General features: G+C 37.5%; 29 protein-coding genes. 13 read left to right on the top strand and 16 right to left on the bottom strand.

Translation table 11 applies throughout. The annotated features are described in order from the left end of the window. The first annotated feature begins 56 nt into the window (after window positions 1-56). Window positions 57-869, top strand: coding sequence for an undecaprenyl-diphosphate phosphatase (locus KC820_RS10730; protein WP_212370958.1), 813 nt, complete (start codon window positions 57-59; stop codon window positions 867-869). Between the two features lie 495 nt (window positions 870-1,364). On the opposite strand, the gene KC820_RS10725 is transcribed toward KC820_RS10730, so the two are convergent. Beyond that, window positions 1,365-1,676 (bottom strand): metal-sulfur cluster assembly factor, encoded by a 312-nt coding sequence (locus tag KC820_RS10725; protein ID WP_144088606.1) that lies wholly within the window; start codon window positions 1,674-1,676, stop codon window positions 1,365-1,367. A 68-nt stretch (window positions 1,677-1,744) separates the two neighbouring features. After that, the gene (locus KC820_RS10720) at window positions 1,745-2,503 is read right to left on the bottom strand and encodes a prolyl oligopeptidase family serine peptidase (RefSeq protein ID WP_212370957.1); all 759 of its coding nucleotides are present in this window, start codon (window positions 2,501-2,503) and stop codon (window positions 1,745-1,747) included. Between the two features lie 161 nt (window positions 2,504-2,664). Here KC820_RS10720 and KC820_RS10715 point away from each other — a divergent pair, with 161 nt between their 5' ends. The 8 genes from KC820_RS10715 to dat all read left to right on the top strand — a co-directional run bounded on the left by KC820_RS10715 (window position 2,665) and on the right by dat (window position 8,600). Then, a complete protein-coding gene (locus tag KC820_RS10715) occupies window positions 2,665-3,501 on the top strand; it encodes a Cof-type HAD-IIB family hydrolase (RefSeq protein ID WP_212370955.1) in 837 nt (278 codons plus the stop codon). A gap of 100 nt (window positions 3,502-3,601) precedes the next feature. Continuing rightward, complete coding sequence (locus KC820_RS13300) at window positions 3,602-3,748, top strand: hypothetical protein (protein WP_236782641.1); 147 nt, start codon at window positions 3,602-3,604, stop codon at window positions 3,746-3,748. Window position 3,749: 1 nt separating this feature from the next. Beyond that, window positions 3,750-3,947: a DUF3813 family protein gene (locus KC820_RS13295; RefSeq protein WP_236782640.1), complete on the top strand. Its 198-nt coding sequence runs from the start codon at window positions 3,750-3,752 to the stop codon at window positions 3,945-3,947. Window positions 3,948-4,114: 167 nt separating this feature from the next. Continuing rightward, window positions 4,115-5,038 (top strand): phosphate/phosphite/phosphonate ABC transporter substrate-binding protein, encoded by a 924-nt coding sequence (locus KC820_RS10705; RefSeq protein WP_236782639.1) that lies wholly within the window; start codon window positions 4,115-4,117, stop codon window positions 5,036-5,038. 134 nt (window positions 5,039-5,172) lie between these two features. Next, a complete protein-coding gene (phnC, locus tag KC820_RS10700) occupies window positions 5,173-5,964 on the top strand; it encodes a phosphonate ABC transporter ATP-binding protein (protein ID WP_144088609.1) in 792 nt (263 codons plus the stop codon). After that, the gene (phnE, locus tag KC820_RS10695) at window positions 5,945-6,766 is read left to right on the top strand and encodes a phosphonate ABC transporter, permease protein PhnE (protein ID WP_144088631.1); all 822 of its coding nucleotides are present in this window, start codon (window positions 5,945-5,947) and stop codon (window positions 6,764-6,766) included. Before phnC ends, phnE (KC820_RS10695) begins: the two co-directional genes overlap by 20 nt. Then, a complete protein-coding gene (gene phnE, locus KC820_RS10690; RefSeq protein WP_212370951.1) occupies window positions 6,766-7,563 on the top strand; it encodes a phosphonate ABC transporter, permease protein PhnE in 798 nt (265 codons plus the stop codon). The genes phnE (KC820_RS10695) and phnE (KC820_RS10690) overlap by 1 nt, the downstream gene beginning before the upstream one ends. A gap of 188 nt (window positions 7,564-7,751) precedes the next feature. Further along, the gene (gene dat, locus KC820_RS10685; RefSeq protein ID WP_212370949.1) at window positions 7,752-8,600 is read left to right on the top strand and encodes a D-amino-acid transaminase; all 849 of its coding nucleotides are present in this window, start codon (window positions 7,752-7,754) and stop codon (window positions 8,598-8,600) included. A gap of 122 nt (window positions 8,601-8,722) precedes the next feature. On the opposite strand, the gene KC820_RS10680 is transcribed toward dat, so the two are convergent. Continuing rightward, a complete protein-coding gene (locus tag KC820_RS10680; protein WP_212370947.1) occupies window positions 8,723-9,154 on the bottom strand; it encodes a hypothetical protein in 432 nt (143 codons plus the stop codon). Window positions 9,155-9,298: 144 nt separating this feature from the next. On the opposite strand from KC820_RS10680, the gene KC820_RS10675 reads away from it, so the two are divergent. Further along, a complete protein-coding gene (locus KC820_RS10675) occupies window positions 9,299-9,562 on the top strand; it encodes a NifU N-terminal domain-containing protein (RefSeq protein ID WP_144088613.1) in 264 nt (87 codons plus the stop codon). A gap of 109 nt (window positions 9,563-9,671) precedes the next feature. Here KC820_RS10675 and KC820_RS10670 read toward each other — a convergent pair whose 3' ends face one another. Together KC820_RS10670 and KC820_RS10665 are read right to left on the bottom strand one after the other, a co-directional pair. Next, window positions 9,672-10,553, bottom strand: a complete 882-nt coding sequence (locus KC820_RS10670; RefSeq protein ID WP_144088614.1) for a BsuPI-related putative proteinase inhibitor — start codon at window positions 10,551-10,553, stop codon at window positions 9,672-9,674. 61 nt (window positions 10,554-10,614) lie between these two features. Next, window positions 10,615-11,463 carry a YitT family protein gene (locus tag KC820_RS10665; RefSeq protein ID WP_144088615.1) on the bottom strand — a complete coding sequence of 283 codons (849 nt, stop codon included), beginning with the start codon at window positions 11,461-11,463 and terminating at the stop codon, window positions 10,615-10,617. Between the two features lie 96 nt (window positions 11,464-11,559). On the opposite strand from KC820_RS10665, the gene KC820_RS10660 reads away from it, so the two are divergent. Beyond that, window positions 11,560-12,420, top strand: a complete 861-nt coding sequence (locus KC820_RS10660) for a DegV family protein (RefSeq protein ID WP_212370945.1) — start codon at window positions 11,560-11,562, stop codon at window positions 12,418-12,420. A gap of 123 nt (window positions 12,421-12,543) precedes the next feature. On the opposite strand, the gene KC820_RS10655 is transcribed toward KC820_RS10660, so the two are convergent. The 4 genes from KC820_RS10655 to KC820_RS10640 all read right to left on the bottom strand — a co-directional run bounded on the left by KC820_RS10655 (window position 12,544) and on the right by KC820_RS10640 (window position 17,318). Beyond that, window positions 12,544-14,415 carry a copper-translocating P-type ATPase gene (locus tag KC820_RS10655; protein WP_377862732.1) on the bottom strand — a complete coding sequence of 624 codons (1,872 nt, stop codon included), beginning with the start codon at window positions 14,413-14,415 and terminating at the stop codon, window positions 12,544-12,546. A 699-nt stretch (window positions 14,416-15,114) separates the two neighbouring features. Beyond that, on the bottom strand, window positions 15,115-15,339 hold the full coding sequence (locus tag KC820_RS10650; RefSeq protein WP_212370942.1) for an SHOCT domain-containing protein: 225 nt from the start codon (window positions 15,337-15,339) through the stop codon (window positions 15,115-15,117). Between the two features lie 87 nt (window positions 15,340-15,426). Further along, window positions 15,427-16,842 carry an alpha-amylase family glycosyl hydrolase gene (locus tag KC820_RS10645; protein WP_212370940.1) on the bottom strand — a complete coding sequence of 472 codons (1,416 nt, stop codon included), beginning with the start codon at window positions 16,840-16,842 and terminating at the stop codon, window positions 15,427-15,429. Window positions 16,843-16,943: 101 nt separating this feature from the next. Beyond that, window positions 16,944-17,318: a YisL family protein gene (locus tag KC820_RS10640; RefSeq protein WP_212370938.1), complete on the bottom strand. Its 375-nt coding sequence runs from the start codon at window positions 17,316-17,318 to the stop codon at window positions 16,944-16,946. A 258-nt stretch (window positions 17,319-17,576) separates the two neighbouring features. On the opposite strand from KC820_RS10640, the gene KC820_RS10635 reads away from it, so the two are divergent. Next, window positions 17,577-18,767 (top strand): ornithine--oxo-acid transaminase, encoded by a 1,191-nt coding sequence (locus tag KC820_RS10635; RefSeq protein ID WP_212370936.1) that lies wholly within the window; start codon window positions 17,577-17,579, stop codon window positions 18,765-18,767. A gap of 44 nt (window positions 18,768-18,811) precedes the next feature. Here KC820_RS10635 and KC820_RS10630 read toward each other — a convergent pair whose 3' ends face one another. Genes KC820_RS10630 through KC820_RS10620 form a run of 3 tightly spaced genes read right to left on the bottom strand, consistent with a single transcriptional unit; the run spans window position 18,812 to window position 21,707 of the window. Further along, a complete protein-coding gene (locus KC820_RS10630) occupies window positions 18,812-19,321 on the bottom strand; it encodes a GDYXXLXY domain-containing protein (RefSeq protein WP_212370934.1) in 510 nt (169 codons plus the stop codon). Beyond that, entirely contained in the window at window positions 19,311-20,516 is a 1,206-nt protein-coding gene (locus tag KC820_RS10625) for a DUF2157 domain-containing protein (RefSeq protein WP_212370932.1), read from the bottom strand. The genes KC820_RS10630 and KC820_RS10625 overlap by 11 nt, the downstream gene beginning before the upstream one ends. 18 nt (window positions 20,517-20,534) lie before the next feature. Then, window positions 20,535-21,707: a DUF418 domain-containing protein gene (locus tag KC820_RS10620; RefSeq protein WP_212370924.1), complete on the bottom strand. Its 1,173-nt coding sequence runs from the start codon at window positions 21,705-21,707 to the stop codon at window positions 20,535-20,537. A 280-nt stretch (window positions 21,708-21,987) separates the two neighbouring features. On the opposite strand from KC820_RS10620, the gene KC820_RS10615 reads away from it, so the two are divergent. Continuing rightward, complete coding sequence (locus tag KC820_RS10615) at window positions 21,988-22,305, top strand: DUF4181 domain-containing protein (RefSeq protein WP_212370922.1); 318 nt, start codon at window positions 21,988-21,990, stop codon at window positions 22,303-22,305. 60 nt (window positions 22,306-22,365) lie between these two features. On the opposite strand, the gene KC820_RS10610 is transcribed toward KC820_RS10615, so the two are convergent. From KC820_RS10610 to KC820_RS10595, 4 genes are all read right to left on the bottom strand, one after another. Then, window positions 22,366-22,797 (bottom strand): DUF7878 domain-containing protein, encoded by a 432-nt coding sequence (locus tag KC820_RS10610; RefSeq protein WP_212370920.1) that lies wholly within the window; start codon window positions 22,795-22,797, stop codon window positions 22,366-22,368. Between the two features lie 48 nt (window positions 22,798-22,845). Then, window positions 22,846-23,064, bottom strand: a complete 219-nt coding sequence (locus tag KC820_RS10605) for a helix-turn-helix domain-containing protein (protein ID WP_144163709.1) — start codon at window positions 23,062-23,064, stop codon at window positions 22,846-22,848. Window positions 23,065-23,074: 10 nt separating this feature from the next. After that, the gene (locus KC820_RS10600; RefSeq protein ID WP_212370986.1) at window positions 23,075-23,506 is read right to left on the bottom strand and encodes a DUF2975 domain-containing protein; all 432 of its coding nucleotides are present in this window, start codon (window positions 23,504-23,506) and stop codon (window positions 23,075-23,077) included. A gap of 126 nt (window positions 23,507-23,632) precedes the next feature. Continuing rightward, window positions 23,633-23,847, bottom strand: a 215-nt coding sequence (locus KC820_RS10595) for a zinc ribbon domain-containing protein (protein WP_212370911.1), incomplete at its 5' end; no start/stop codon positions are given.

Here is a 23,847-nt window from a genome sequence, read left to right as displayed (position 1 = left end):
CAACGTTACTATATTCAACTGAGAGGAGATATGTGCCCGTAAGAGGAGGATTCAGCATGACAGAGTTATGGGAATTATTGCAGTTTTTATTTCTAGGTTTATTTCAAGGTTTTACAGAACCGATTCCGATTTCATCAAGTGGCCATTTAAAAATTGTTCAAGAATTCATGAACATTGATTTACCCGGACTTACTTTCGAAGCGTTTATCAATTTCGGCTCATTGTTGGCAGTCTTGGTTATATATAGAAAAGATATCTTTTTACTCGTCAACCATGCTTCTGACTATGTGTTTAAAAAGAATGAAGAATACAAGAGTGATTTTACGTATTTATTACTATTAGTTGTCGCTACGATTCCTGCTGGGTTATTAGGTGTCTTCTTTGAAGACCTATTTGGAGAATCTTTTGCAGAAGTGAAATATGTAGGATTAATGCTTATATTTACAGGGATCGCTCTATGGATTATTCGCAATCTGAAAGGTTACAAAGACGACACAGAAATAACCTTGAAAGATGCAATTATCATCGGACTTGCACAGTCATTGGCGCTAGCACCAGGCATCAGCCGTTCAGGCGCAACAGTCGTTGCTGCAATGCTCGTTGGTTTGAAGCGAGATAGCGCATTACGTTTTTCATTTTTGATGTATATACCAGTAAGTGTTGGAACGACCATTTTTGCAGTGGACGATTTAGTTGGCAATCCAGAAGTCTCCAGCCAGTTTATACTTTATATCATAGCTTTGTTAGCGGCCATTGTGTCTTCTTACTTTGCTTTGTTACTTTTCATCAATATTATGAAATCCGGTAACCTAAAATACTTCGCATACTACTGCTTAATCGCCGGTGTTTTAGTATTTTTCCTATTATAATGATTTTTTAACGTGTCGGGAAGAGCCTCGTGTTCTTCTCGATCTTTTTATATCCTCTCAAAATTTCGGTGATCATTGAAAGTGTGTTTAAAGTCAATCGGACTTTGGTCAAAAACGGTTTAAAGTCAAATGTTAGAAATTAAGATACAAACATGTAAGAGGAGTACAAGAAACGGATGTTCATGACGATGTGCGTATATTGAAGTTTTCGGATATACATTGAAGAATAACGAATTAACCCTGAAAATTTGAAATTAACCCTGAAGCATTGCAAATTAACGCTGAAGCTTTGTAAATTAACGCTGAAGCCTGGCAGATTAACACTGAAGATCTTCAATTTTACCCTGTAGCACCGCGATTAAGCGGATTTTCTGACACCAACCGCCATCATCGAAACCTACGCCAGTTGTGTATTTACCCCAATAAATATTTTAGAGCCCACAAAACAAACCCCCTTTTCAAAAAGATGAACCATTTTGAAAAAGGGGTTATTGATCAATCAGGAATTCCAAGTGCGATTTTCGCATAACGGGACATATTATCTTTTGTCCAAGGTGGATTCCATACAATATTAACTTCTGTATCTTTTACCTCAGGCATGTCTGACATTGCACGCTTAACGTCCTGTTCGATATGTCCAGCAAGTGGGCATCCCATTGCAGTCAATGTCATTGTGACGATTGCCGTACCTTCATCATCTAAATCGATATCGTAAACGAGGCCTAAGTTTACAATATCAATACCTAATTCCGGGTCGATCACGGTTTCAAGTGCGCCCCATAGATTATCTTTCAAGGCTTCATCCATGTTACAACCTCCTCTTATTTCCTCACTTCCATTATAAACAGTTTTAATATTTATTTAAAGAAATAAAACTATTTCGCTTGCTCTGCAAACCAATTACTCAATTGAATCATTGCTTCACGGCTAACTTTATGATCTCTTCCTTTCTCAGTCACGTACTGAACTGGGTATTCAGGTTGTTGTTCGAGTAGTTGTTCTACAAAAGACGTTGAATGACTGAATGGAACGACTTGGTCATCTTCTCCGTGCCAGACGAACAATGGACGCCTGTTCAACCGATCTAACTGTTTCGAAAGGTCAATTTTACGTAAAGAATTAATTTGCTCTTCAATTTCTTCCTCTGAAAAAGGAAGCTCTACACCTTGAGAAGTGATTCCTTCGATTAAATAATTGGCCATCTCTTGGGCTTTCGCTGAACCCATCATGATCCCAGCATATTTAATCCAGTTATATTGGGTCAACGCGGCTGCCGTAGAAATACCACCCATACTCGTACCTGCGAGACCAAATTGTTCGTTTTTCATAAAGCCTTTTTGCTGAACCCAAGTATAAATGGTATGTAGCTCAGAAACGTTCGTCGAAACGATTTTCCAGAAATCCTGTTGAATTTTCATGAAGTTCGATTCTGTCGCTCTTTCGCCATGATGGAAGCTGTCTGGTAATATGACGAGAAATCCTCTTTCAGCTAAATAATAAGCTTGTGAAAGATTTTGCTCTTTTGAACTTGTAAAGCCATGGAAATAAACGACAACAGGTTTCTGTTGCTGATTTTCATTTGATATAAGAAGACTCGGAATGTGTTCGATTTTTTCATGTGTAATGGTAATCAACGTCGCTCTCCCTTTCGGTGAATGTTTTTCTACAATAGTATCTAAGAATAATCTGTTGTTCAACCAATATACGCAGAAAGCAAAATGCTTTCCAACACTAAATATGCTATACTGTATGAACTAGAACGAGTTAGCGATTATTCTGCCGAGGTGAAAAAATTATGGAAAAACATATTATTGCACTTGATTTGGACGGAACACTACTAAACGATCAAAAAACAATATCTGAAAAAAACTTAAAAACGATTGAAGCCGCAAAAGAAGCGGGTCATATTGTTGTCATTGCTACAGGAAGACCACATCGTGTCAGTAAGCAATATTACTCACAAATGGACTTAACGACACCTATGGTTAATATGAACGGTGCATATGTACATCACCCTAAAGATAAAAGTTGGGGTGTCAAACATTCTCCAATGCCTAAAGATACAGCATATGATATTTTCGATATTGCGAATCATTTTGGTTCAAAAAATGTTATGGCTGAAATTATTGATCAAGTATATATTGAAAAGAACGACGAAAGCTTAATGACGAACTTTTTCACAACAGGACTTGAAGAGGCAGCCATATTTGGCGATTTAAAAGAAAACTTAAAAACGGACCCATCTTCTATTCTAATTTATCCAGATGAAGAGGCAGCACCAAAAATTCAAGAAGCATTGAATGAAAATCATGCCTCACTCATCGATCACCGTAAATGGATGGATCCATTTAGCGTTGTTGAAGTTATCCGCTCTGGTCTACATAAAGCAATCGGTCTACAAATGATCTCCAAGTATTATGGCATTCCACAAGAACGAATTATCGCTTTTGGCGATGAAGACAATGACTTGGAAATGATTGAGTACGCTGGAGTCGGTGTCGCCATGGGTAACGGAATCGATGAGTTAAAAACATTGGCAAAAGAAATCACATTAACGAATGAAGAAGATGGCATTAGTCATTTCCTTGAGGATTATTTACGATTAAACAAAAAGCAATTCTCCAAAAATTAAATCCCGATTTATATTTTAAATAAAATTGCACAATCTATACCTGAGCACTCGTAAAGTGTTCAGGTTTTTTCTTGTCTATATCTTATGAGGAGGGCTTTGAATGGACCGAGAAAAACAGAAAACTACCGATGAACAGCCACCATTACAACAAAAAGGTTCATCCAAGTCATCGTCGGCCGATCATTTGTTTACAGACAAAGAAAGAAAACAGTCTGAAAAAGACCAACACACACGAGGAGGTTTTTAATTTGGCTAATAAATGGATTGAGCAAGCACGCCAAGCGGTACAAAATTTAACTAATCAGCAAACACACGCAAGTCAAGAAGATCGTCAAAAAGAGCTTGAACTCGTGCAGCACAGTATCCAAGCTGCTTATGAACAGAGCACACCGGAAGAAGAAGAACAAGTTCGTGAGCTTGAAAACCAATTAAATAAGCATCTGTAATTTTTAAAAATTTTTGAGTGACACAACGACCCCCTATTGTGTCGCTCTTTTTTGTAAAAAGTATGTAAAATTTGCTCATTTTCATAAAAATTATGTTGTACTAATCACAGAGATTACTTATAATGAAGTTGTTCGGCTATTAACTACCAATAAGGGGGAAATTAGTTTTGAAAAAAATTCTTATGTTGTTGGCTGCCATTCTTCTTGCTGGCCTACTAGTTGCATGCGGTTCAGATGATGAAGGCTCTGGAGAGGGCGGCGAAGGAAGCTCTAAACCAGATAAACTTGTCATGGGCTTTGTTCCATCCCAGGATGCAGAGACAATTGCTACAACTGTTGAACCACTTGCTGATGAATTGGGAGAAATTCTTGGAATCGAAGTTGAGGCTCGTACGATGACGAACTATAACGGCTTGGTTGAGGCAATGGGTGCTGAACAAGTACATATTGGATTCATCCCAGCGTTCGGTTATGTAATTGCTAACCAAGAGTATGATATTGAGGTTATCTTAAAATCCATCCGCCACGGTTCTTCTACGTACAAAGCTCAATACCTTGTACACGCTGATTCCGACATCGAATCATTAGAAGACCTTGAAGGAAAAAGATGGGCTTACGCGGATGCAACTTCTACTTCCGGATTCTTATTCCCAGCTAACCAGTTAATGCAGAAGTTTGATATCGAATCTCCAGATGCGTTAACTACAGAATTCTTTGGTGAAACTGTCCAAGTAGGCGGTCACGATACAGCTGCAATCGCTGTATATGAAGGTGACGCTGATGTTGCAACGACATTTGACGATGTTCGTGAAAATCTAGAAGAAGAATATCCAGATATCAAAGAAAAACTACGAGTATTAGAATACACAGAAGAAATCCCTAACGACACAATCTCGGTTATCCCTGAACTAGATGAAGAGCTTGTTCAAGAAATCAAAGATGCTTTCATGTCATTTAATGATGACGAGAAAATGATTGGAATTATGAACGACGTATACACTTGGGACGCTATTGATACAGCTGAACACTCTGAATACGAAGTTGTTGCTGACACTTATGAGCGTTTTGGCGATTCCGTATCATTAGATTAAAAAAATTTAAAAAAGTTATTCATTAAATGTATTAACTATGGTAGTTTATTAGAGGGAGGATAAATCCTCCCTCTTTCCCTATATTTATACATAAATTCAGGAAAGATACATAAAAATCTTGAGGTGAAAAAACAATGATCCAATTCAAAGACTTATCCTTGGTTTACCCCAATGGAACACAAGGTTTAAAAGACGTCAATGTCACAATCAATGACGGAGAATTTGTTGTTATCGTCGGCCTTTCTGGAGCTGGAAAGTCAACGTTCATTCGGAGTATTAACCGATTGGTTACACCGACAGATGGTGAGTTGCTAATCGATGATGAGGACATACTTGGTTACAAAGGTAGTAAATTACGAAGCCTACGTACAAAAGTCGGTATGATCTTCCAAAATTATAATCTAGTAAAACGTTCCAGTGTTTTTAAAAATGTTCTTGCTGGACGATTAGGTCATACTGGAACATTCCGTTCCATTTTCAACCTTTTCAGCAAGGAAGATAAAGCGCTTGCATATCAAAATCTAAAGCGTGTAAACATTGAGGAAAAACTTTATAACCGTGCCGATCAGCTTAGTGGTGGACAGCAACAACGTGTAAGCATCGCTCGTGTATTGACACAAAAACCTGATTACATACTTGCCGACGAGCCAGTCGCATCACTCGATCCACCCACATCGCACCAAGTGATGAAGTATTTGAAAAAAATTAATCAAGAAGATGGTATTACAACCATTGTTAACCTTCACTTCATCGATATGGCTATGGAATATGCTGACCGGATTATCGGTATGAGAGCTGGGGAAGTCGTTTTTGATGGTCCAGTGTCTGAAGTAAGTGAAGAAACATTTGAAGAAATTTACGGCCGCTCCATTCGTGAGGATGATTTACGAGGTAGCGTTGAAGAAGATGGTGAAGCAAATGAATAAACCGTCCATTCAGGAAGATCGCTATGCACCGATGCTTTCTCCTTGGCGTGTGAAAGGAAAGATTACATTAATCTTTTTCCTGATCATCGGGCTTTTGTTCTTTAGTTCAATGCAAACCGGTGTTGATTTGCAAGCTTTAATCAGTGGTCTATCAAACATGAACCAAATTTTTGTTAAATTATTTCCACCAGATCCTGGAATCGTCAACTTAGCTATGGACCGGTTAATCGAAACGATTCATATGGCAATTATCGCATCAACATTCGCAACAATCGTAGTTATTCCAGTTAGTTTGCTAGCTGCGCGAAATTTGGCGACTAATCTATTTGTCTATAATATTACTCGTTTTATTTTAAATATATTACGTACCATTCCTGATGTTGTATTAGCTGTTATTTTCGTAGGTCTTTTCGGAATTGGGGTATTTGGTGGTATTGTTGCACTTTTTGTTTTCTCTTTAGGAATTTTAGCGAAGTTAATTAGTGAAACGGTTGAATCAATCGATATGGATTCCTTTGAAGCGATGCGTGCCTCAGGTGCGAGTTCTGTTCAAGCAATCGCTTTCGCGGTGGTCCCGCAAGTATTGCCGCAGTTCACTTCATTTTCACTATACGTATTTGAGATTAACATCCGGGCATCTGTTGTTATTGGTTTAGTTGGTGCTGGAGGTATTGGAAACCTTCTCATGCAGCAATTCAGCTTCTATAACTATGATGCTGTCATGATGATTATCCTAATTATCTTTGCCGTTGTTGTCGTGATTGAATATATCAGCGGTAAAATTAGGGAGGCGATTATATAATGGCACTTGAACAACCACCAAAAAAACAAATACCAACTTCTAAACGGATTAAAAGAATCGCCATTGCACTAGCAGTAGTGGCTATATATATATGGACGTTCGCTTCCATTAATATCGATTTTGGAAGGGTCATCGAACGTGCTTCTGCAAACTTTAGCCGTGTCCTCCCTCGACTATTCAGTCCGAACTGGGATATGGCTGGTGAAGTAATTGAAATGATGATTGAAACCATCTTTATCGCGTATGTCGGTTCGTTGGCCGCTGCAATCCTTGCAATTCCTTTAGGGTTCCTTGCAGCCCATAATATTACGAACAGTAGAATTATAACGACAATCGGTAAATGGATTTTAAGTGCTGTACGTGCTTTCCCTGAAATTATTTTAGCGATTTTATTCGTTGTCGTCGTTGGTCCAACACCATTTGCTGGTATTTTAGCCATCGCAATTGGTTCAACAGGTATGTTAGGTAAACTATATTCCGAAGTATTGGAATCAATTGATATGAACGTTGTGGAAGCTATGAAGGCAAATGGATCGAATGGTCTTCAGATTATGTTTCACGGTATTTTCCCACAGATTATACCTGAATTTTTATCCTATGCGATTTACCGGTTTGAAGTCGATGTCCGGGCATCAACCATTTTAGGTTATGTTGGCGCAGGTGGTATCGGTACAATGATATTCTTTGCTCAGTCATCTCGTAACTGGAGCGATATGGGTATGATCTTACTCGTCATCATCGTTGTCGTTACCATTATCGACTATACAAGTTCGTACATTCGAAAACGAATTGTATAGCTTAGTAAAAACACTGATTGGACCTTTAATGGGTTAATCAGTGTTTTTTTATTTAAATATTGAGCAATTTATAGCTTTATTTTTATCTTTTGTGAAATAATGAATAATGGAAGGTTTGAGATTTTTCTGTTCATCTAATTTACGATTAGTGTAAAGTGGAATATGGTATTATACGAAGGAGTGACAACATGATTATTTTAAAAAACGATACGTTTATTGAACGAAATGAAGCTGTAATCGACATGGAAGACAGAGGTTTTCAATTCGGAGATGGAGTTTATGAAGTCATTCGAATTTATGATGGAAAATTCTTTTTACTGGAAGACCATTTAACAAGACTTCAGTATAGCTTGAATGAAGCCCAAATTGATGTCGACCTTAAAGAACATCAAATGAAAGAAAAACTAATCGAATTAGCTGAGAAAAATTCAGTTGAAGACGGTGGACTGTATATTCAAATCAGTCGTGGCATCGCACCTCGCAATCACTTGTTCCCTGCTGAAGCAAAAGCAACGATCTTCGCTTATCCGCTACCATTGAAAAAACCAATCGATCAACAGAAAAATGGTGTGAAAGCTATTCTGGAACAAGATATTCGTTGGCTCCGTTGTGATATTAAAAGTCTAAATTTAATGGGTAATATTTTAGCGAAACAAAAAGCGAAAGATTCAGGAGCATATGAAGCCATCTTATATCGTGATGAAGATCACGTGACGGAAGGCTCTTCCACGAACATCTTCATTGTTAAAGACGGAAATTTAATCACTCATCCTAAAAACAATTTGATCTTACACGGCATTACGAGAAAGTACATTCAATTTTTAGCTGAAAAATTAGGGATCGAATTTGTTGAACGAGTATATTCTGTCAAAGAAGTGTTGGAAGCCGATGAGGTCTTTCTTACTTCAACGACTTCTGAAGTGACACCAATTGTCGAAATTGATAATGAGAAAGTGAACGGAGGACAGCCGGGTCCAATTACGAAGCAACTATTGGAACAATACGATCAATATTTGGATGTTGAGCGTTTAGGGTAAGAGACTAAACAAATGAGTAAGCACTGACTTCGGTCGGTGCTTTTTTTGTTGGGAGAAATCTTCTAATCTAAGATAGCCAGGCAAAATGATGCTCTATCTCTGAATAGAACGTTCATTTTTCATCAATACTTTTCCACACCATAGTAAAGGACAAAGAAGAAAATGGCATGGCCAAGGAACCAATCAAAAATGGCAGCTAAGTCGGTTATCGCAGGTGTGTCCGTTTTTGCAATCGTTGTTAATGGAAAGTATGATAAAAAAGCTACAAATGCTAGTATTGCCGCCCATTCCATTCGCTTATCTTTCAAAGTGATTCTCTTTAGATCAATAATCCATAAATAAATACGTACGAGCACGATCGCGACAAGTGTATGAAGAAAAAATTCAAATGCTGCAATCCATATAGTATCTCTCTCAAACGTGACCAAAAAATCTATATTCATCAATAATGTATATAATTGTTTTCCTGTAAACTGTTCGATTAAGTAGAAGTAAAGGCCCATGAGAATAGCAGAAAAGCTTCCTACTGAAATAGATACAATCCACTGCTTCATTTTATTTCCCCCTTACTACGTTGTATAGTTATTTAAAAAGGCTTTATCAAAAGAAAAGAGCCTGCCTCCTATATAAATATAAAACTTTTGTCAAAGACAGATTCGTGCTAATATGTATACAGAGATTATTAGGAGGTAGTTATAATGGCTGTAATCGTTGAATCCACACCAAATCCAAATGCAATGAAATTTACCGTCGACAAAATGATTTTTGAAGGTGACGATAGTATCTCAGTAATGCCAGGTGAGACAAGTGAATATGATATCATGAATGATTTGATGCATCTTTCAGGTGTTGATAATGTGTTTGGTTATCAAAATTTCATTACGATTAACAAGCGCATCGACGCTGAATGGGACGAACTGGTACCAGAAGTAGAACGCGTTATTGAAAATTACGGTTATTAAGTCGTTTAAGTTGGTCGGTTAATTCATCAATCAACCGAACTTAAGCTTAAATTAACAATTCAAAACATAAGTGAGCTGGCAATGGATTACTCCGTTGCCAGCTTTTTCATTAGTTATTAAAGCCTTCTAACAAAATTGAATGATACTTCTTCTCCCCTGCTTGCTCCCATGAAAAAACGAGTGTTAGCACACCGGCATGAGGTAGGTTTTCCTTCTTTATTTCTGTAGAAATCTCAAATGGCTGCCACTTTTCATCACCTTGTAGCTCAACCCTTTGCTCTTCTACTAAAATATAATGACCGTCCTCTACAGAGTACGCAATCTCAGAATCAAGATTCGTTTCACCTTTAATAGTATAATTTCCTTGTTCACCTTGTACGACGATGTTTCGAATGTTGTCATGCTCAATTCGATTCGGTTCTGCTGATTCAGATGAATCCTTCTCTTGATTATCTTCCTTAGATTCTTTTTCCTTTTCTGACCTATTCTCGTCCGATGACTCAGGTACGGAAACAGAGACTTTTTGCACAAAAGCATCTGGTTCAACCTTCTCTCCATTTACGGTTTGTGCTGTAATCTTCACTGTCGCCTCATACTCTCCTGATTCAACTCGTTTTCCATCTGATGTATAGTCCCACTCTTGTTCAAAAGAAAGTTCATCACCAGCAGCAATCTCTTCTTCTATAATTGCTTGTGTAAACATTCGACCTTCTGAAAACTTATACACCTTTTCACCACTTGATTCGTTAATTACAATCTCATATTGCTGTCCAGAAGAAAATGTTAGCTGAACAGGTTTTTCAGAATCATTGCTAAGATTTATTTCAAAAACAGCGACATTATCTTTCGCTTTAACATCTACATCGAAGGATAATGATTTCACTTCAAAGTCTCCTTGATCGTTAACATTTGGTTCATTCCCACTTTCGTCAGAAGCACCGCATGAAGCCAATAATAACGATAACAGTATTAGCAGCCCGATTCTTCTCACTACAACACCTCATTGGTTTCGTTTACAGGATTAGTCGGAAACAATCAATAAATAGTTACAGTTAATCCTCATCTTTACGGAAAAATCCGAACACACCTGTCGTTTGAACGATATTCACAAAAGCATTAGGGTCTGTATCTTTTACTATTTGTTCAAGATCATATAATTCATACCGCGTGATAACCATAAATAACATTTCACGATCTTCACCAGTAAAAGCACCTTTTGCTGGGATACGAGTAATTCCTCGTACCATTCGAGAGTGAATCGCTTTAGTAAGCATATCCCCTTTTGTTGAGACAATCATAGCCGTCAACTTATTATGACGCGTATGAAGTGCATCGATTACTCGTGTCGTTACATATAGTGTCACTAAAGTAAATAACGCTTTTTCTGGATCATATAACCAACCAGCGAAAAAGATAATCATTGCATTCATAACCAGGAAATAAATACCAATTGGGCGATCTTTGATACGGGATAAGACCATCGCAATAATATCCATTCCACCTGTAGAAGCCCCCCACTTGAGGCTGATTCCAACACCAATACCAGATAACAAACCACCAAATACCGCATTCAGTAATATTTCTTCTGAAAACGTAACAAATGGGATTGTTTCCAAGAAAATTGTAGTAAAAGCAACAGAGATAATGCTGTAGATTGTAAATCCTTTGCCAACTTTAAACCACCCTAAAAGAATGACGGGGATATTTAATAAAGCTAGTAAAATACCTGTACTAATATTGACACCCATAAAATCTTGCGCGAAGCTAGCTGATAACTGGGCAATCCCTGTAAAGCCGCTTGCATATACGTGAGCTTGAATTAAGAAAAAATTTAGAGCCATTGCGTTTAGTAATGCACCTAGTATAACGATGACAAATCGCTTTGCTTCAAAGAAAAACATGCGGGACCTCCCTTTCATTATGACATTGACGTTTTTTCAATAGACCATTAAACTAAAGTATAATAGCAATAGAATGAAATTTCTAGGAGGAAACCTATGAACGTTCAAGTTGTCATTGACTCAGCGGCAGATTTACCGAAAAAATATTACGAAGAATTGTCGTTAGAAATGGTGCCGTTAGCTGTTCATCTAAATGGTGAAGAGTATCTCGACAATATTACAATCGACCCTAAAACAGTTTACGATGCCATGCGTGAAGGAGCAACACCGAAGACTTCTCAAGGTTCACCAGAAGCTTTTTATGAAGTTTTCAAGAAACATAGTGAACAAAATAAACCAGTCATTTATATTGGATTCTCTTCAGAGTTATCAGGTACATATCAAAGTGCAGTCATCGCCAAGCAACAGTTGGATGAAGAGTTCCCAGATAATGAGGTTTACTTAATTGATACTCGTGCTGCTTCAATGGGATACGGCTTGATCGCTTATCACGTAGCGAAGGCAGCTAAAGATGGGGCAACTGTTCAAGACTTACTCGACTTAGCCAACTTTTATGTTAAGCATATGGAGCATATTTTTACTGTTGATAAGTTGGAATACTTACAGCGTGGCGGCCGTGTCAGTAAAACTCAAGCTTTCGTCGGCGGACTACTCAACATCAAGCCTCTACTTCATGTAGAAGACGGGAAGCTCGTCCCGCTTGAAAAAATCCGTGGTTCTAAGCGAGTGTTAAACCGCATGATCGAATTGGCCAAAGAACGTGGACAAGACTTTGAAAATCAAACACTGGCCATTACACACGGAGACGATTTGGAAACAGCAGAAAAACTAGCTGATTTACTACGTCAAGAAGTAAACCCGATAGATATTATTATTACAGACGTCGGGGCCGTAATTGGTGCGCATTCAGGTCCAGGAACCATTGCATTGTTTTTCTTGAATGAGACTCGAAATTAGAAATTATTTTATAAATCTTATAGACAATAAATATTAAATCACAAATAAAAACTGAAATTCGACTAGAGAAATCGAATTTCAGTTTTTTTATAACCATTTATTGCACCCAAAACGCTTTTCTCATCACTCCATCTCAAACCGATGCAATAACTGTGCGTTGATGGCTACGATGATTGTACTTAAACTCATCAATATGGCACCGACAGCTGGACTTAGAATAATTCCCCATGGGGCTAGAACACCTGCTGCCAATGGAATAGCAAAAATGTTATACCCAGTTGCCCATATCAAGTTTTGAACCAATTTATTAAATGTCCGTTTAGATAGGCTGAATATCGCTAGAATATCTTTCGGATTACTGTCGACGAGAACGATGTCAGCACTATCCATCGCAATATCAGTGCCTGCACCCACTGCTATACCGACATCCGCCTTTGTCAGTGCAGGTGCATCATTAATGCCATCACCCGTCATGGCGACAACTAAACCACGTTGCTGAATTTCTTCAACTTTCTCAGCTTTTTGGTCTGGCAATACTTCAGCGTATACCTCATCGATGCCAATTTCTTTTGCAACATAATTGGCTACCTTTTGATGATCGCCTGTCAACATAATCGCTTTAATATTCCTTTTGTGTAACGCTGCGATCGTTTCTTTAGAACTTTCTTTCACTTGATCCGCTAGTGCTATAGCACCTTTTAATTCATCATCGACGATTAGAAATACTACTGTTTTTCCTTGTTCAGACCATTTATTAAAGTTTTCATCATCGAAATTGAAGCCTTGTTTTGTAATATATCCTGGGCTGACGACTTTCACATTTTTATCGTTAATCGTCCCTTCAATTCCGACACCTGTGATCGAGTTGAAATCAGTCAACTCATGAAGTGATAAATTTCGTTCTGATGCTTCATTAATAATACCTGACGCAATTGGGTGTTCGGAATCATTTTCAATTGTTGCCGCATAACTTAGTACCTCTTCTTCCTTCATATCGCTATAGGATTGAATATCCGTGACGCCGAACTTTCCTTCCGTTAACGTACCTGTTTTATCAAAAATAACGGCATCAATGTTTCGTGCTTGTTCAAATTGTGGTCTGTTTCTGATTAACAAACCATGTTTAGCTGATAAAGCCGTAGAGACTGCTACTACGAGCGGTGCTGCTAATCCTAAAGCATGTGGACACGTAATAACCATAACCGTCACGGTTCTCTGAATGGCTGTATCAATATCCGCACCAATGCTGATCCAAACAATAAAGGTGATAATACCTGCAGCTAAAGCAATATAGAATAACCATTTAGCCGCCCGATTTGTGATATCTTGTGTTTTCGACTTCGTTTCTTGTGATTCTTTAACCATTTCAATGACTTGGTTTAAATAAGATTCATCCATCAATTTTTCGACTTTGATTGTAAGAGAACCTTCTCTATTAATCGAACCACCAATTACTTCGTCATCAACCGTTTTTTCTGTAGGGACCGATTCGCCTGTCAACATTGACTCATCTATTTGAGATGTTCCTTTTACAATTATTGCATCTAATGGTATCTTCTCACCGGGTTTGACAAGCAATAAATCTCCCGCCTGAATTTCATCAATATTTACTTCTTCTATTTCATCACTATTCTCTTTGATTCGATTGGCAGTGTTTGGCATGAGTGAGGCCAATGATTCCAAAGCTTTTGATGCATTACTGATTGAACGCATTTCAATCCAATGGCCAAGAAGCATAATGAGAACCAATGTCGCCAATTCCCAAAAAATTTGTTCGCCATTAAAACCGAACACGACTGCTATACTGTAAAAGAATGCAATTGATATCGCTGTCCCGATCAATGTCATCATGCCGGGTTCTTTTTCTTTCAGTTCATCGACAGCACCTTTCAGAAAAGGCCATCCACCGTAAAAATAAACGAATGTTGACAATACAGCTACAATGTAAAGGTCACCCGAAAAACGCCAATCCACTCCCATGAAACTTTGGATCATCGGAGATAGAAGCATGATTGGAATTGTCACTACGAGTATAGTGAAAAACTTGTTGCGAAATTCTATAATCATATCTCCGTGGTCATGACCTTCATGACCTCCATGACCTCCATGTGAGCCTTGGCCTTCATGGTCTACATGTGAACCATGACCTTCGTGACTTTCATGTGTACCATGGCCTTCATGGTCTCCGTGTGAGTCATGACCCTTTTGTTCGTGAGATTCATGGTGACTTGAATGATGATTTTCTTTATGTGACTTATGATTGTTATTGTTATGATGTTCGCTCACTTTTTACCCCCCTAGAGTATATTTTACTATTAGCATACCCTATATAGGTATATTGAAACAATTTTTTTAATTAAACATACTTTGAATAGTTAGGTGAGCGAAATCAATACCACTGAAGTGCCGAAGAAAGTTAACGAAAAGTGCTATAAAGGGTGCTGTACATCCGAGGGAGCAAGAATTAAAGCTGAAAATTCGTATAGGAGGAGAGCGCCTCTCGAATACGAAAGGCTTACGATTTCTGATCCTTCCGTTGTTGAGGGCTCTTATCGAGTACGGAAGGCGACCTTTTTCTCGCGCTTCCGTTGTTGAGAGCGCTGATCAAGTACGAAAAGTCACCATTTTTTATGCTTCCGTCCTTGAGAGCGCTGATCAAGTATGGAAAACCTGATTTACAACTTGTTACTCTATTCAACTGTTAATTTTCCTTTTTAAACGATCATACTCGTCTACAGTAATTTCACCTCTAGCCAATCGTTCATTCAGTATTTTGATCGATTGATCTTCTGATGAATTCGTCTTCGATTCATTACTTTTATTAAAAACCCAAAAAAGAAAAGTAATTAATAGAATGATGAGAATTAATTGAAGAAATCCCCAACCAAAAAAACTCCCCATATCATAGCCGTGCATCATCATGAACACCCCTTTTGCCCTATAAGAAGTAACTATATAAAAACACGGAAATCCGCTAATGTTTAGCGAATTCCCGTGTTGTCTATGTTAAATATTTTTATGTCGCTGTTTACGATACATTGTGATCGCGAAGAAAATAAAGGCTCCCATAACACCGACAAATACAAGTGTTATTGGCCAATAGATCCCACTATTATCTTTAACGACAAAGATGTTCGCGGATTCTCTGTCTGTTGCAATCCGGTACTCTCCATCGTCCCCTTCTCGTACGAGATCATTAATTAACAAACCTTGCAGTTCTTTCCCTGATTCAATATCCGTTAAATTGATATGCTGAGAAGTTTCTGTCGTGTTAATTAACACATAAACTTTTTCATCGTCTAAAATACGTTCAAAAGCGAGAAAACCATCTTCATCGTGGAGAATTTTCATCTCTCCAGAACGTAACGATTCGTATTCCTCTCGCATACTTGATAGTTTCTCAACGTGACGTGATACTTGATCATCACCGGCAAGGAAATTGATCATTTTATGTGTAGAGAGGTCATCAATCGATCCATCCATCGGTATTTCAGTACCTTGGAATACTATCGGATCATTCGGTACTGTGAATAAATAGGTCAACGCTAATTTCCACCGAGTTACCGGGTGATTCCCTGTCGGCTCCAATGCTCGTGTGAAACGGTCAGTGTGCTTAAAGTCAATGTAGTGAGCAACATCATTCGACTGGAATAACGGTTGATTCAACAATGAAGTGAAATCTGCCTCATAGCCAGTAAAGTTTGAGAACGTTTCTTCATGATTACCGAATCGCACGACCTGGTCGAAGATGTCTACACCGTTTTCTAAAGTCGTTTCATTCGACATGCCACCTAGCCAAAGTCCTTCCACTTGATTCGTTAACGAGTCAAGTGATTCTGTAGGTAACTGATCTGCATTTTCAATGTAATAACCATCGAACTGAAATTGCTCTATCCAATCATTTAGTCGATCTGAAATATACTCCACTGCAGACTCGTTATTGAAATCAATCTCACCATCTGCTTGAATCCAATCCCGGCCTACCAAATCCGACGTTGCACTCACTTGTTGCAATGGAACATGGACCAACACATCGATACCAGCTTCATGTAACTGATCAACGAGTTGCTTCAATTCCTCTTCACTTCCATATGTTTCTTGAAGTTGCTCAAATGACTTAACTTGTTGACCTAAATAATCTTCTGACTCAACGATTGGCGAAAGAATAACTTCTGTTACACCGATCGTTTTCAAATGATCAATGTTTTTTTGAATCCCTTGATAGTCACCGCCATAAAAGCCAGCTGTAGAATCCCGATCAATTTTGTCTGTGTCATTTTCAGTTGTTCCATTTTCAAAGCGATCGACTAATATATAATAATAAAAATGAGACGAGTCTTCTTCTGCGGATAGTGGAGCTACCTGCAGTCCCGTAATTATCATAAATGAGATGAACGCCCCATAAATTAATCGTTTAACCATTTCTCTCACCACTTTTTATGTAAATTTCGTAGAAGTACCATTCCCAGATTTGTCACTATCAACCATTAGAAAAGCCTCATATAAGAGGCTTTTCAAACACGTTATGGCAAAATACCCATCGGTAAACGTCCAAATCCTAAAGCAATTGTTAAAATCAATGCGATGGCAAACTGAAGCCAGCCACTGAACGTAGACTTCCCTTTTTTGCCACGGATCAAGATCATTTCCATTGCTGCGATAATCCAAACACCACCGACCGATTTAACCAAGGCTTCTGTAGTCTCTGACCATGGTGCACCGATATAGAATCGGAAGAACAATTCTAAACCTGTCAGCAAAATAAGAACATAGAATAGTCGAAGTACCATATGGGTAATCTTTGCGACTTTTTCTTTACCTTCTTTACCCATAAATGCAAGTACAACAAAAAATAAAATAATTCCGACAGCCCACGTAGTAATGTGTAAATGGGTCATTTTCTATCGTCCTCCTCTCTATACTATCCTACCATCTCTCATTATTCCATGTGATCATTTGATTGACAACTTTTAAACATTTTATACAGATATACTAATCAGCAGAATATTTCCTGTTTCATAGAAAAAACTGTACATAGGAATAAAATCACTTAACGCAGAATGGTTGTAAGGGTTTCCAGGGGAATAGTTCACAGAGATAACCATTCACGTTATAATGAAAGTTGGAACAGAATACAGGTAACGGAGGCGATTTTAATGGGTACAAAAACAGAACAAATTATTGAACAAACCGATCAATACGGTGCACGTAACTATAACCCACTTCCAATTGTTATCTCAAAAGGAGAAGGCATTTGGGTAGAAGATCCTGAAGGAAATCGATACTTGGACATGCTTAGTGCATACTCAGCTGTTAACCAAGGCCATCGGCACCCAAAGATCATTCAAGCATTGAAGGATCAAGCGGACCGAATCACACTCACTTCCCGTGCGTTTCATAACGATCAATTAGGTCCATGGTATGAAAAAATCTGTAAGTTGACGAACAAAGATATGGCTTTACCGATGAACACAGGAGCTGAAGCAGTTGAGACTGCTGTCAAAGCAGCAAGACGTTGGGCTTATGATGTAAAAGGAGTCGCCGATAACCAAGCGGAGATCATCGTTTGTGAAGGTAACTTCCACGGCCGCACGATGTTAGCTATTTCTTTATCGTCCGAAGAAGAATACCAGCGCGGCTATGGACCGTTGCTACCGGGAATTAAAGTAATTCCTTACGGCGATATCGACGCACTGAAAAATGCAATTACAGAAAATACAGCTGCATTTTTATTTGAACCGATTCAAGGAGAAGCTGGAATTAATATTCCTGAAGAAGGTTATTTAAAAGAAGCTTATGAAGTTTGTAAAGAAAACAATGTCCTTTACATGGCTGATGAAATCCAAGCGGGCCTTGCGAGAAGCGGTAAGATGTTCGCTTGTGACTGGGAGAATGTTGAGCCTGATGTATTGATTCTAGGAAAAGCACTTGGTGGTGGTGTTTTCCCTATCTCCTGTATCGTTGCCAACAAAGAGATCTTAGGCGTTTTTAATCCGGGATCACACGGATCGACTTTCGGTGGAAACCCATTAGCTTCAGCAGTATCCATCGCTTCATTAGAAGTATTGGAAGAAGAAAAATTAGCCGAACGTTCCTTAGAGCTTGGAAATTACATGTTGGAAAAACTTCGTGAAATCGACGATCCAAAAATTAAAGAAATTCGCGGACGTGGACTCTTTATCGGTGTTGAACTGACAGAATCTGCAAGACCATACTGCGAAGCTTTAAAGGAGAAAGGATTACTCTGTAAAGAAACACATGATAATGTTATACGGTTCGCTCCTCCATTGATTATCGAAAAAGAAGACTTAGATTGGGCAATTGAAAAGATTAAAGAAGTGCTATAACGAAGAAAATCAGTTAGTGAACAATATGTTCCTAACTGATTTTTTTAATCGATGACTTCTATATCCAATACTTTACTTTGTCCCCAAGGGGAAAGAGCGACTTCAACGTCAAACCTCGGATGTGAACTATTAATCGCGAACTTTGATGTATCTGTTCGGTAATGATCAATACCAAATCGCACAATATGATTCTGTTTATAATCTTTGTATGAATATCGTGCTTTTATAATGACTTCATTTTTATCTGCATCCATTTTTTTATCGCTTGCAGCTTTCACTTGGTAATAACCTTGATCACTTGGTGTCAATAGTACATGAATGACTTGATTCGATTCTGGCTCACCTGACATGAACCAATTCTCTGGACGAATTTCTTCTGCTGTAAAATTCAAGACAATCTCATCTTCAAAGACGATATAATCATAAGGCTCCGCTTTTGTTTGTAAGGTTATTGTATCGCCTACTTGTTCTATTACATATCCTGACAATACCATACCGATTAAAAAGAGGACTTGAAAGCCAACAAGACTCATCAATAACTTTTTACGAATCATTGCGCTCTCCCCCTTCTTCGATGTACATTTTTTGTTGTCGATTCAACAAGTAACCGATCACAAATAAAATAACTCCTGCAACTAAGAAAAATAATGATTGGCTTAAATAGCCCCATGCAACCTTTGAATAAACAACGAACGTACTGATTAAAAATGTAGCAGTTCCAAAGTTCATATGACGTTGATTTTTAAATTTGAACCCTTCCATCAAATGAGACACAGAGAAAATGAACAATGCAACCGAAGCCACATAGTCACTGGCCTCAGGAATGACAAAGGTTGGTATAAAAATGACTAGCTGAACAATCGAAAATATTTCTTTTTTCATATATAAATATAAGATGATTAAACTCATTAAAAATATATGAACGACAAAATAGACAACATTAAGCTCTTCATAAAATTGAAAATCCCCACTTATAAACAACACGTGAAAAACGACGAACAAAAACATATAAACAGGAGCTAAAGAATGAAGCACCTTACCAACCTCAGTGGATCCGATAAGTTTTCCGATAAAATATAATGAGATTAAGAAAAACGTCACCCAAACAAGTGATAACTTCTCAGCTGATAAACCGAGAATTTGGATAAAGAAAGCGATGCTATATACAATAGCCATCCAACGTATATTTCGTGCATATAAAATGAGTCCATACGCTAATACAAATAAGATAAACAGAATCCAACTGAACTCACGAAGACCAAATAAGTTAACCATTTGGCCGACAACAATAATCAGAACACCTGCTGCCCATATCCACCGACTCGAGTAACTTAGGTAGAGCAACAAAGCAACGAAACTCCAAACCAGGAAGGCAAAAATACTATTAAAGTGATAATGATACATCTCACCAATTAAGAAAATCGAAAACCCAAATAACAGTAAAGCGATTAAGTAACTGACTTCACCAATTAATCGCTTGCCATCCTCAATCCATCTCGTTCCTAAATAATAGAAGACGATTAGAAAACCTAGTAATAACGTTGTTCGGATTAATGGATAAATATCTGTCCAATTGGACGCAAGAAAGGTCAATACAGCTAAACTAAATAACATAAAGGCAAACGTGAAGAAAATCGATGTATTGTTCTTAGCTGGATAAAGATTCAGAATAGCTTTTCGTTGTTGCGAATCGATAACTTCTTCTTCTACCCAGCGTTTTGATTCTTTTTCTAGCCATTGATTTTTCATCTTGCTGTTTCCCCCTTTCTATTTCTCTTTAAATCCCATTATCTTGCCATATGTCAACGAACGATAGAGCCATTCAAATGGGCCTATTCGAAACTTTTTTAAAAAGAAATAGCTGACTACCAATTGAATGAAGTAAATGATTACTACGAACAACATTAATTTACTTAATGGCTGTGTGCCGTACAGATTCATACCGACTCCATAGAATAACCAAAACCCAATAATACTTTGGAGTAAATAATTCGATAACGATAGCCTGCCTACAGACGAAAATAACTTCACAAGAATAGATGTCTTCTGCAACGAAGTAAGAAGCATGAGTAGTGCAAAGAAATAGAAAATCGCTGAAGCACTTCCTCCAATAGAATCTTGCATAAAATTCAACCACATTTTATTTTCAAACAAATATGGTCCAGCTTTAAAAACGACAGCAATAACAAATGTAACTCCAATTATTCGCCAGATCATTTGCTTATACTTCTTCACATCATCAAACAACCGGAGACGCCCTATTATGATTCCGAATAAAAACATCGGTAAAATCGTCATGACTGTAAGCAGTAGTTGAATCGGATCAACCATCAATAACCAATCCGATAAATTTTGTTGAAAAATTTCACTATATGTACCTCGGTAAGCTTCGGTAGCTTTGTTGATTTCATGTTCATAAACGACTACCATTTGCTCTCGAACTGAATAAGCTGCCAATGTGAACAATATAGTAGGAACAGCTAATAAACTTATTGCCCAAATCAATAACTTTTTAATTGAAACTTGCAGAAAACGAATGGCAATCAATCCAACAATACTATACGAAAACAGAATGTCCCCATACCAAATAAAGATTCCATGCAAAAGTCCGATCCCCATTAAAATAAACATTCTCTTTATTAATATTCGCTTCGCTTCCAAGGAATCCCTTTTTTCATACATGATCCATAAACCGATGCCGAATAAGAGCGAGAATAATGGATAAAAGCTCGCTTGGAAAAAGAGGTCAATCACTGTCAGTATAAGACTGCTATCAACTATCTCTCCATTCGTTGCCATCGTTTCATAAAATGATTGCTTACCCCCATACACGAAGTGAGGCGAATGAAATGAAAGTATATTAACAACTAAAATACCGAATAAAGAAAAACCTCGAATGGCATCAACGGAGATGATTCGATTTTTTGTAGGCGCGTTCATAACATCCATCCTTTATCAATCCTTATTCTATTGTATAGGAACAAGTACTAGATTTGAATATTAGTTAAAATTAACTTTTTTGAGAGTACTAAAAATACATTTTTTTCCTTTATAATGAAATATAGTGAAAAAGATTTCGAGGTTTAATTGGGGCATGAAATTAATTTAAAAACTTCGATTGAATGGAGGAGCGTTATGGAACTCGTAAAAGCTTTCCTAATCTTAATAGCTATTTTTCTTTTTATTACGCTAATACAAATCATCATTAGAAAATCTTTACATGAACATTAAAGATATTTTTACGAACAGACACATTAATTCATTGCATAAGAAAATAAGTTGGTATATGGGTGGAATAGGCTTACTCCTATGGATTGTACTGTTGATTAAGACATCTGCGAGTCCAAGCCTTTCATTTCATGTTTTCTTATGGTTTATTATCGGGTGGGCGTTGTTTGATTTCATGATTTATGCATTTTTCACATTGAAGTATACATCAAATCGAAAAGAAATCCTTGTTCATTTTGCAGAATTAACCATATGGATAGCGGTGATCGTCACTGTAATAAACTTCAATATTTTTGGTTCATATGTTTAATCGTTAGTGTTGGTTAAAATGTTTTTGTGTGAAATTTCAACCCATTTATGAAATTTCATTTTATTTTAGGTACTTGTCAAGTTTTACAACGTAGTCTATTTCGTGCAATTCATTGTTTAAGCTAGTTAAATAATCTTTAACAACTTTCACTAATTTCGTAGTAGGAATGAATTCTTCAGACTCAAACTCTTGCCAGATTGAAAAAATACGCCAATTGTCATTAGCTTCATAGAGAAAGTTGAGAATTACTTCGTCGTGATCAATAGTTTCATAATTCATATTCACCTTGTACCCCTTTTGAACTTGTTGGAGCCATTTTCCTAATTGTATTCCAAGCTCTGCAAGATTGATATATGGGTCGGAGAAAAAAACTTTTTCATTTAGCGTTATCTTTAGCTCGCCTTCAATAAATCCATTGTCGTAAGCAGAATATTGTGGTTTCGTTTCTTTTGGTTGATCAGTGTTTAAAATAAATGAGAACTTTATGTCCATAAAATCACCTGTCGCTATATTTTTATTATATTTTTTCGCTCATACATTTTATTCGGATTCCTCGTCACTTCGATATTCGAGAATATCACCAGGTTGACACTCTAAAACCTCACAAATTGCATCTAAAGTTGATAATCGAATAGCTTTCGCTTTTCCATTTTTCAAAATGGAAATATTGGCCATCGTTATTCCAACTCTTTCGGAAAGTTCTGTTACACTCATTTTCCTTTTCGCTAACATTACGTCAATATTGATTATAATTGCCACTGTCTTCACCTCAGACTGTCAAATCATTTTCCGACTTTATTACTAAAGCATTTTTGAATAACTTTTGAAGAACCGCTGCAAAAACCGCAATAACAACAGAAGTAAATATAATTGCAAATCCGATAATTGCTACACTTGGGTGGAGGGAGCTTTGCGATATAAGAAAAATAGTCCCAATTACATATAATCCACTGATTAAAATTGCACAGTATTTTATATTTTTTAATGCCTCTAAAGATTGATCGGAGAAAGCTTTACTATGATCAATATAGTTTAAGAGTTTTAGAGCTTGATATAGAGCAAAGAAAAATGGGATTGCTGTTACATACATCCCTATTAAAACTGGATATTGCAAATAAGCAAATTCAGGATACATAGATGCGGTATAACTCGCTAACCAAGGCAAGAAAAACACAGACAACAAAAGTATTGTAGTTCCAATTAGAAAAACCGTTGTTTTTAAAAAGAATGTTGTTCCTCGTTTCTTGAACTACCCGCCACTTAACAACCTTATGGTTGTTTGAAGTGGGGGATTCCTAAGAACACCAGCGTAACCGCCAGTTATTGATTAGGCTAGCCCCGTAGTACCTACGGTTAGAAGTCTTATGGCTTCGTTTTTGATATTTATACTTGCGTTAAGGTCTCGATCGTGATGTTTCCCACAATCATTACAGGTCCATTCACGTAAGGCGAGATTTTTAACGTTTTGATTGCGGTAGCCACAGCTTGAACATAGCTGACTAGACGGGAAGTTTCTTGCAACGGTTACAATCTTCTTTCCAT

The sequence above is a fragment of the Allobacillus saliphilus genome, assembly GCF_018138385.1.
In the GTDB taxonomy this organism is placed as follows: Bacteria; Bacillota; Bacilli; order Bacillales; family Alkalibacillaceae; genus Allobacillus; species Allobacillus saliphilus.
This window is presented reverse-complemented; position numbering and strand designations above follow the sequence as displayed.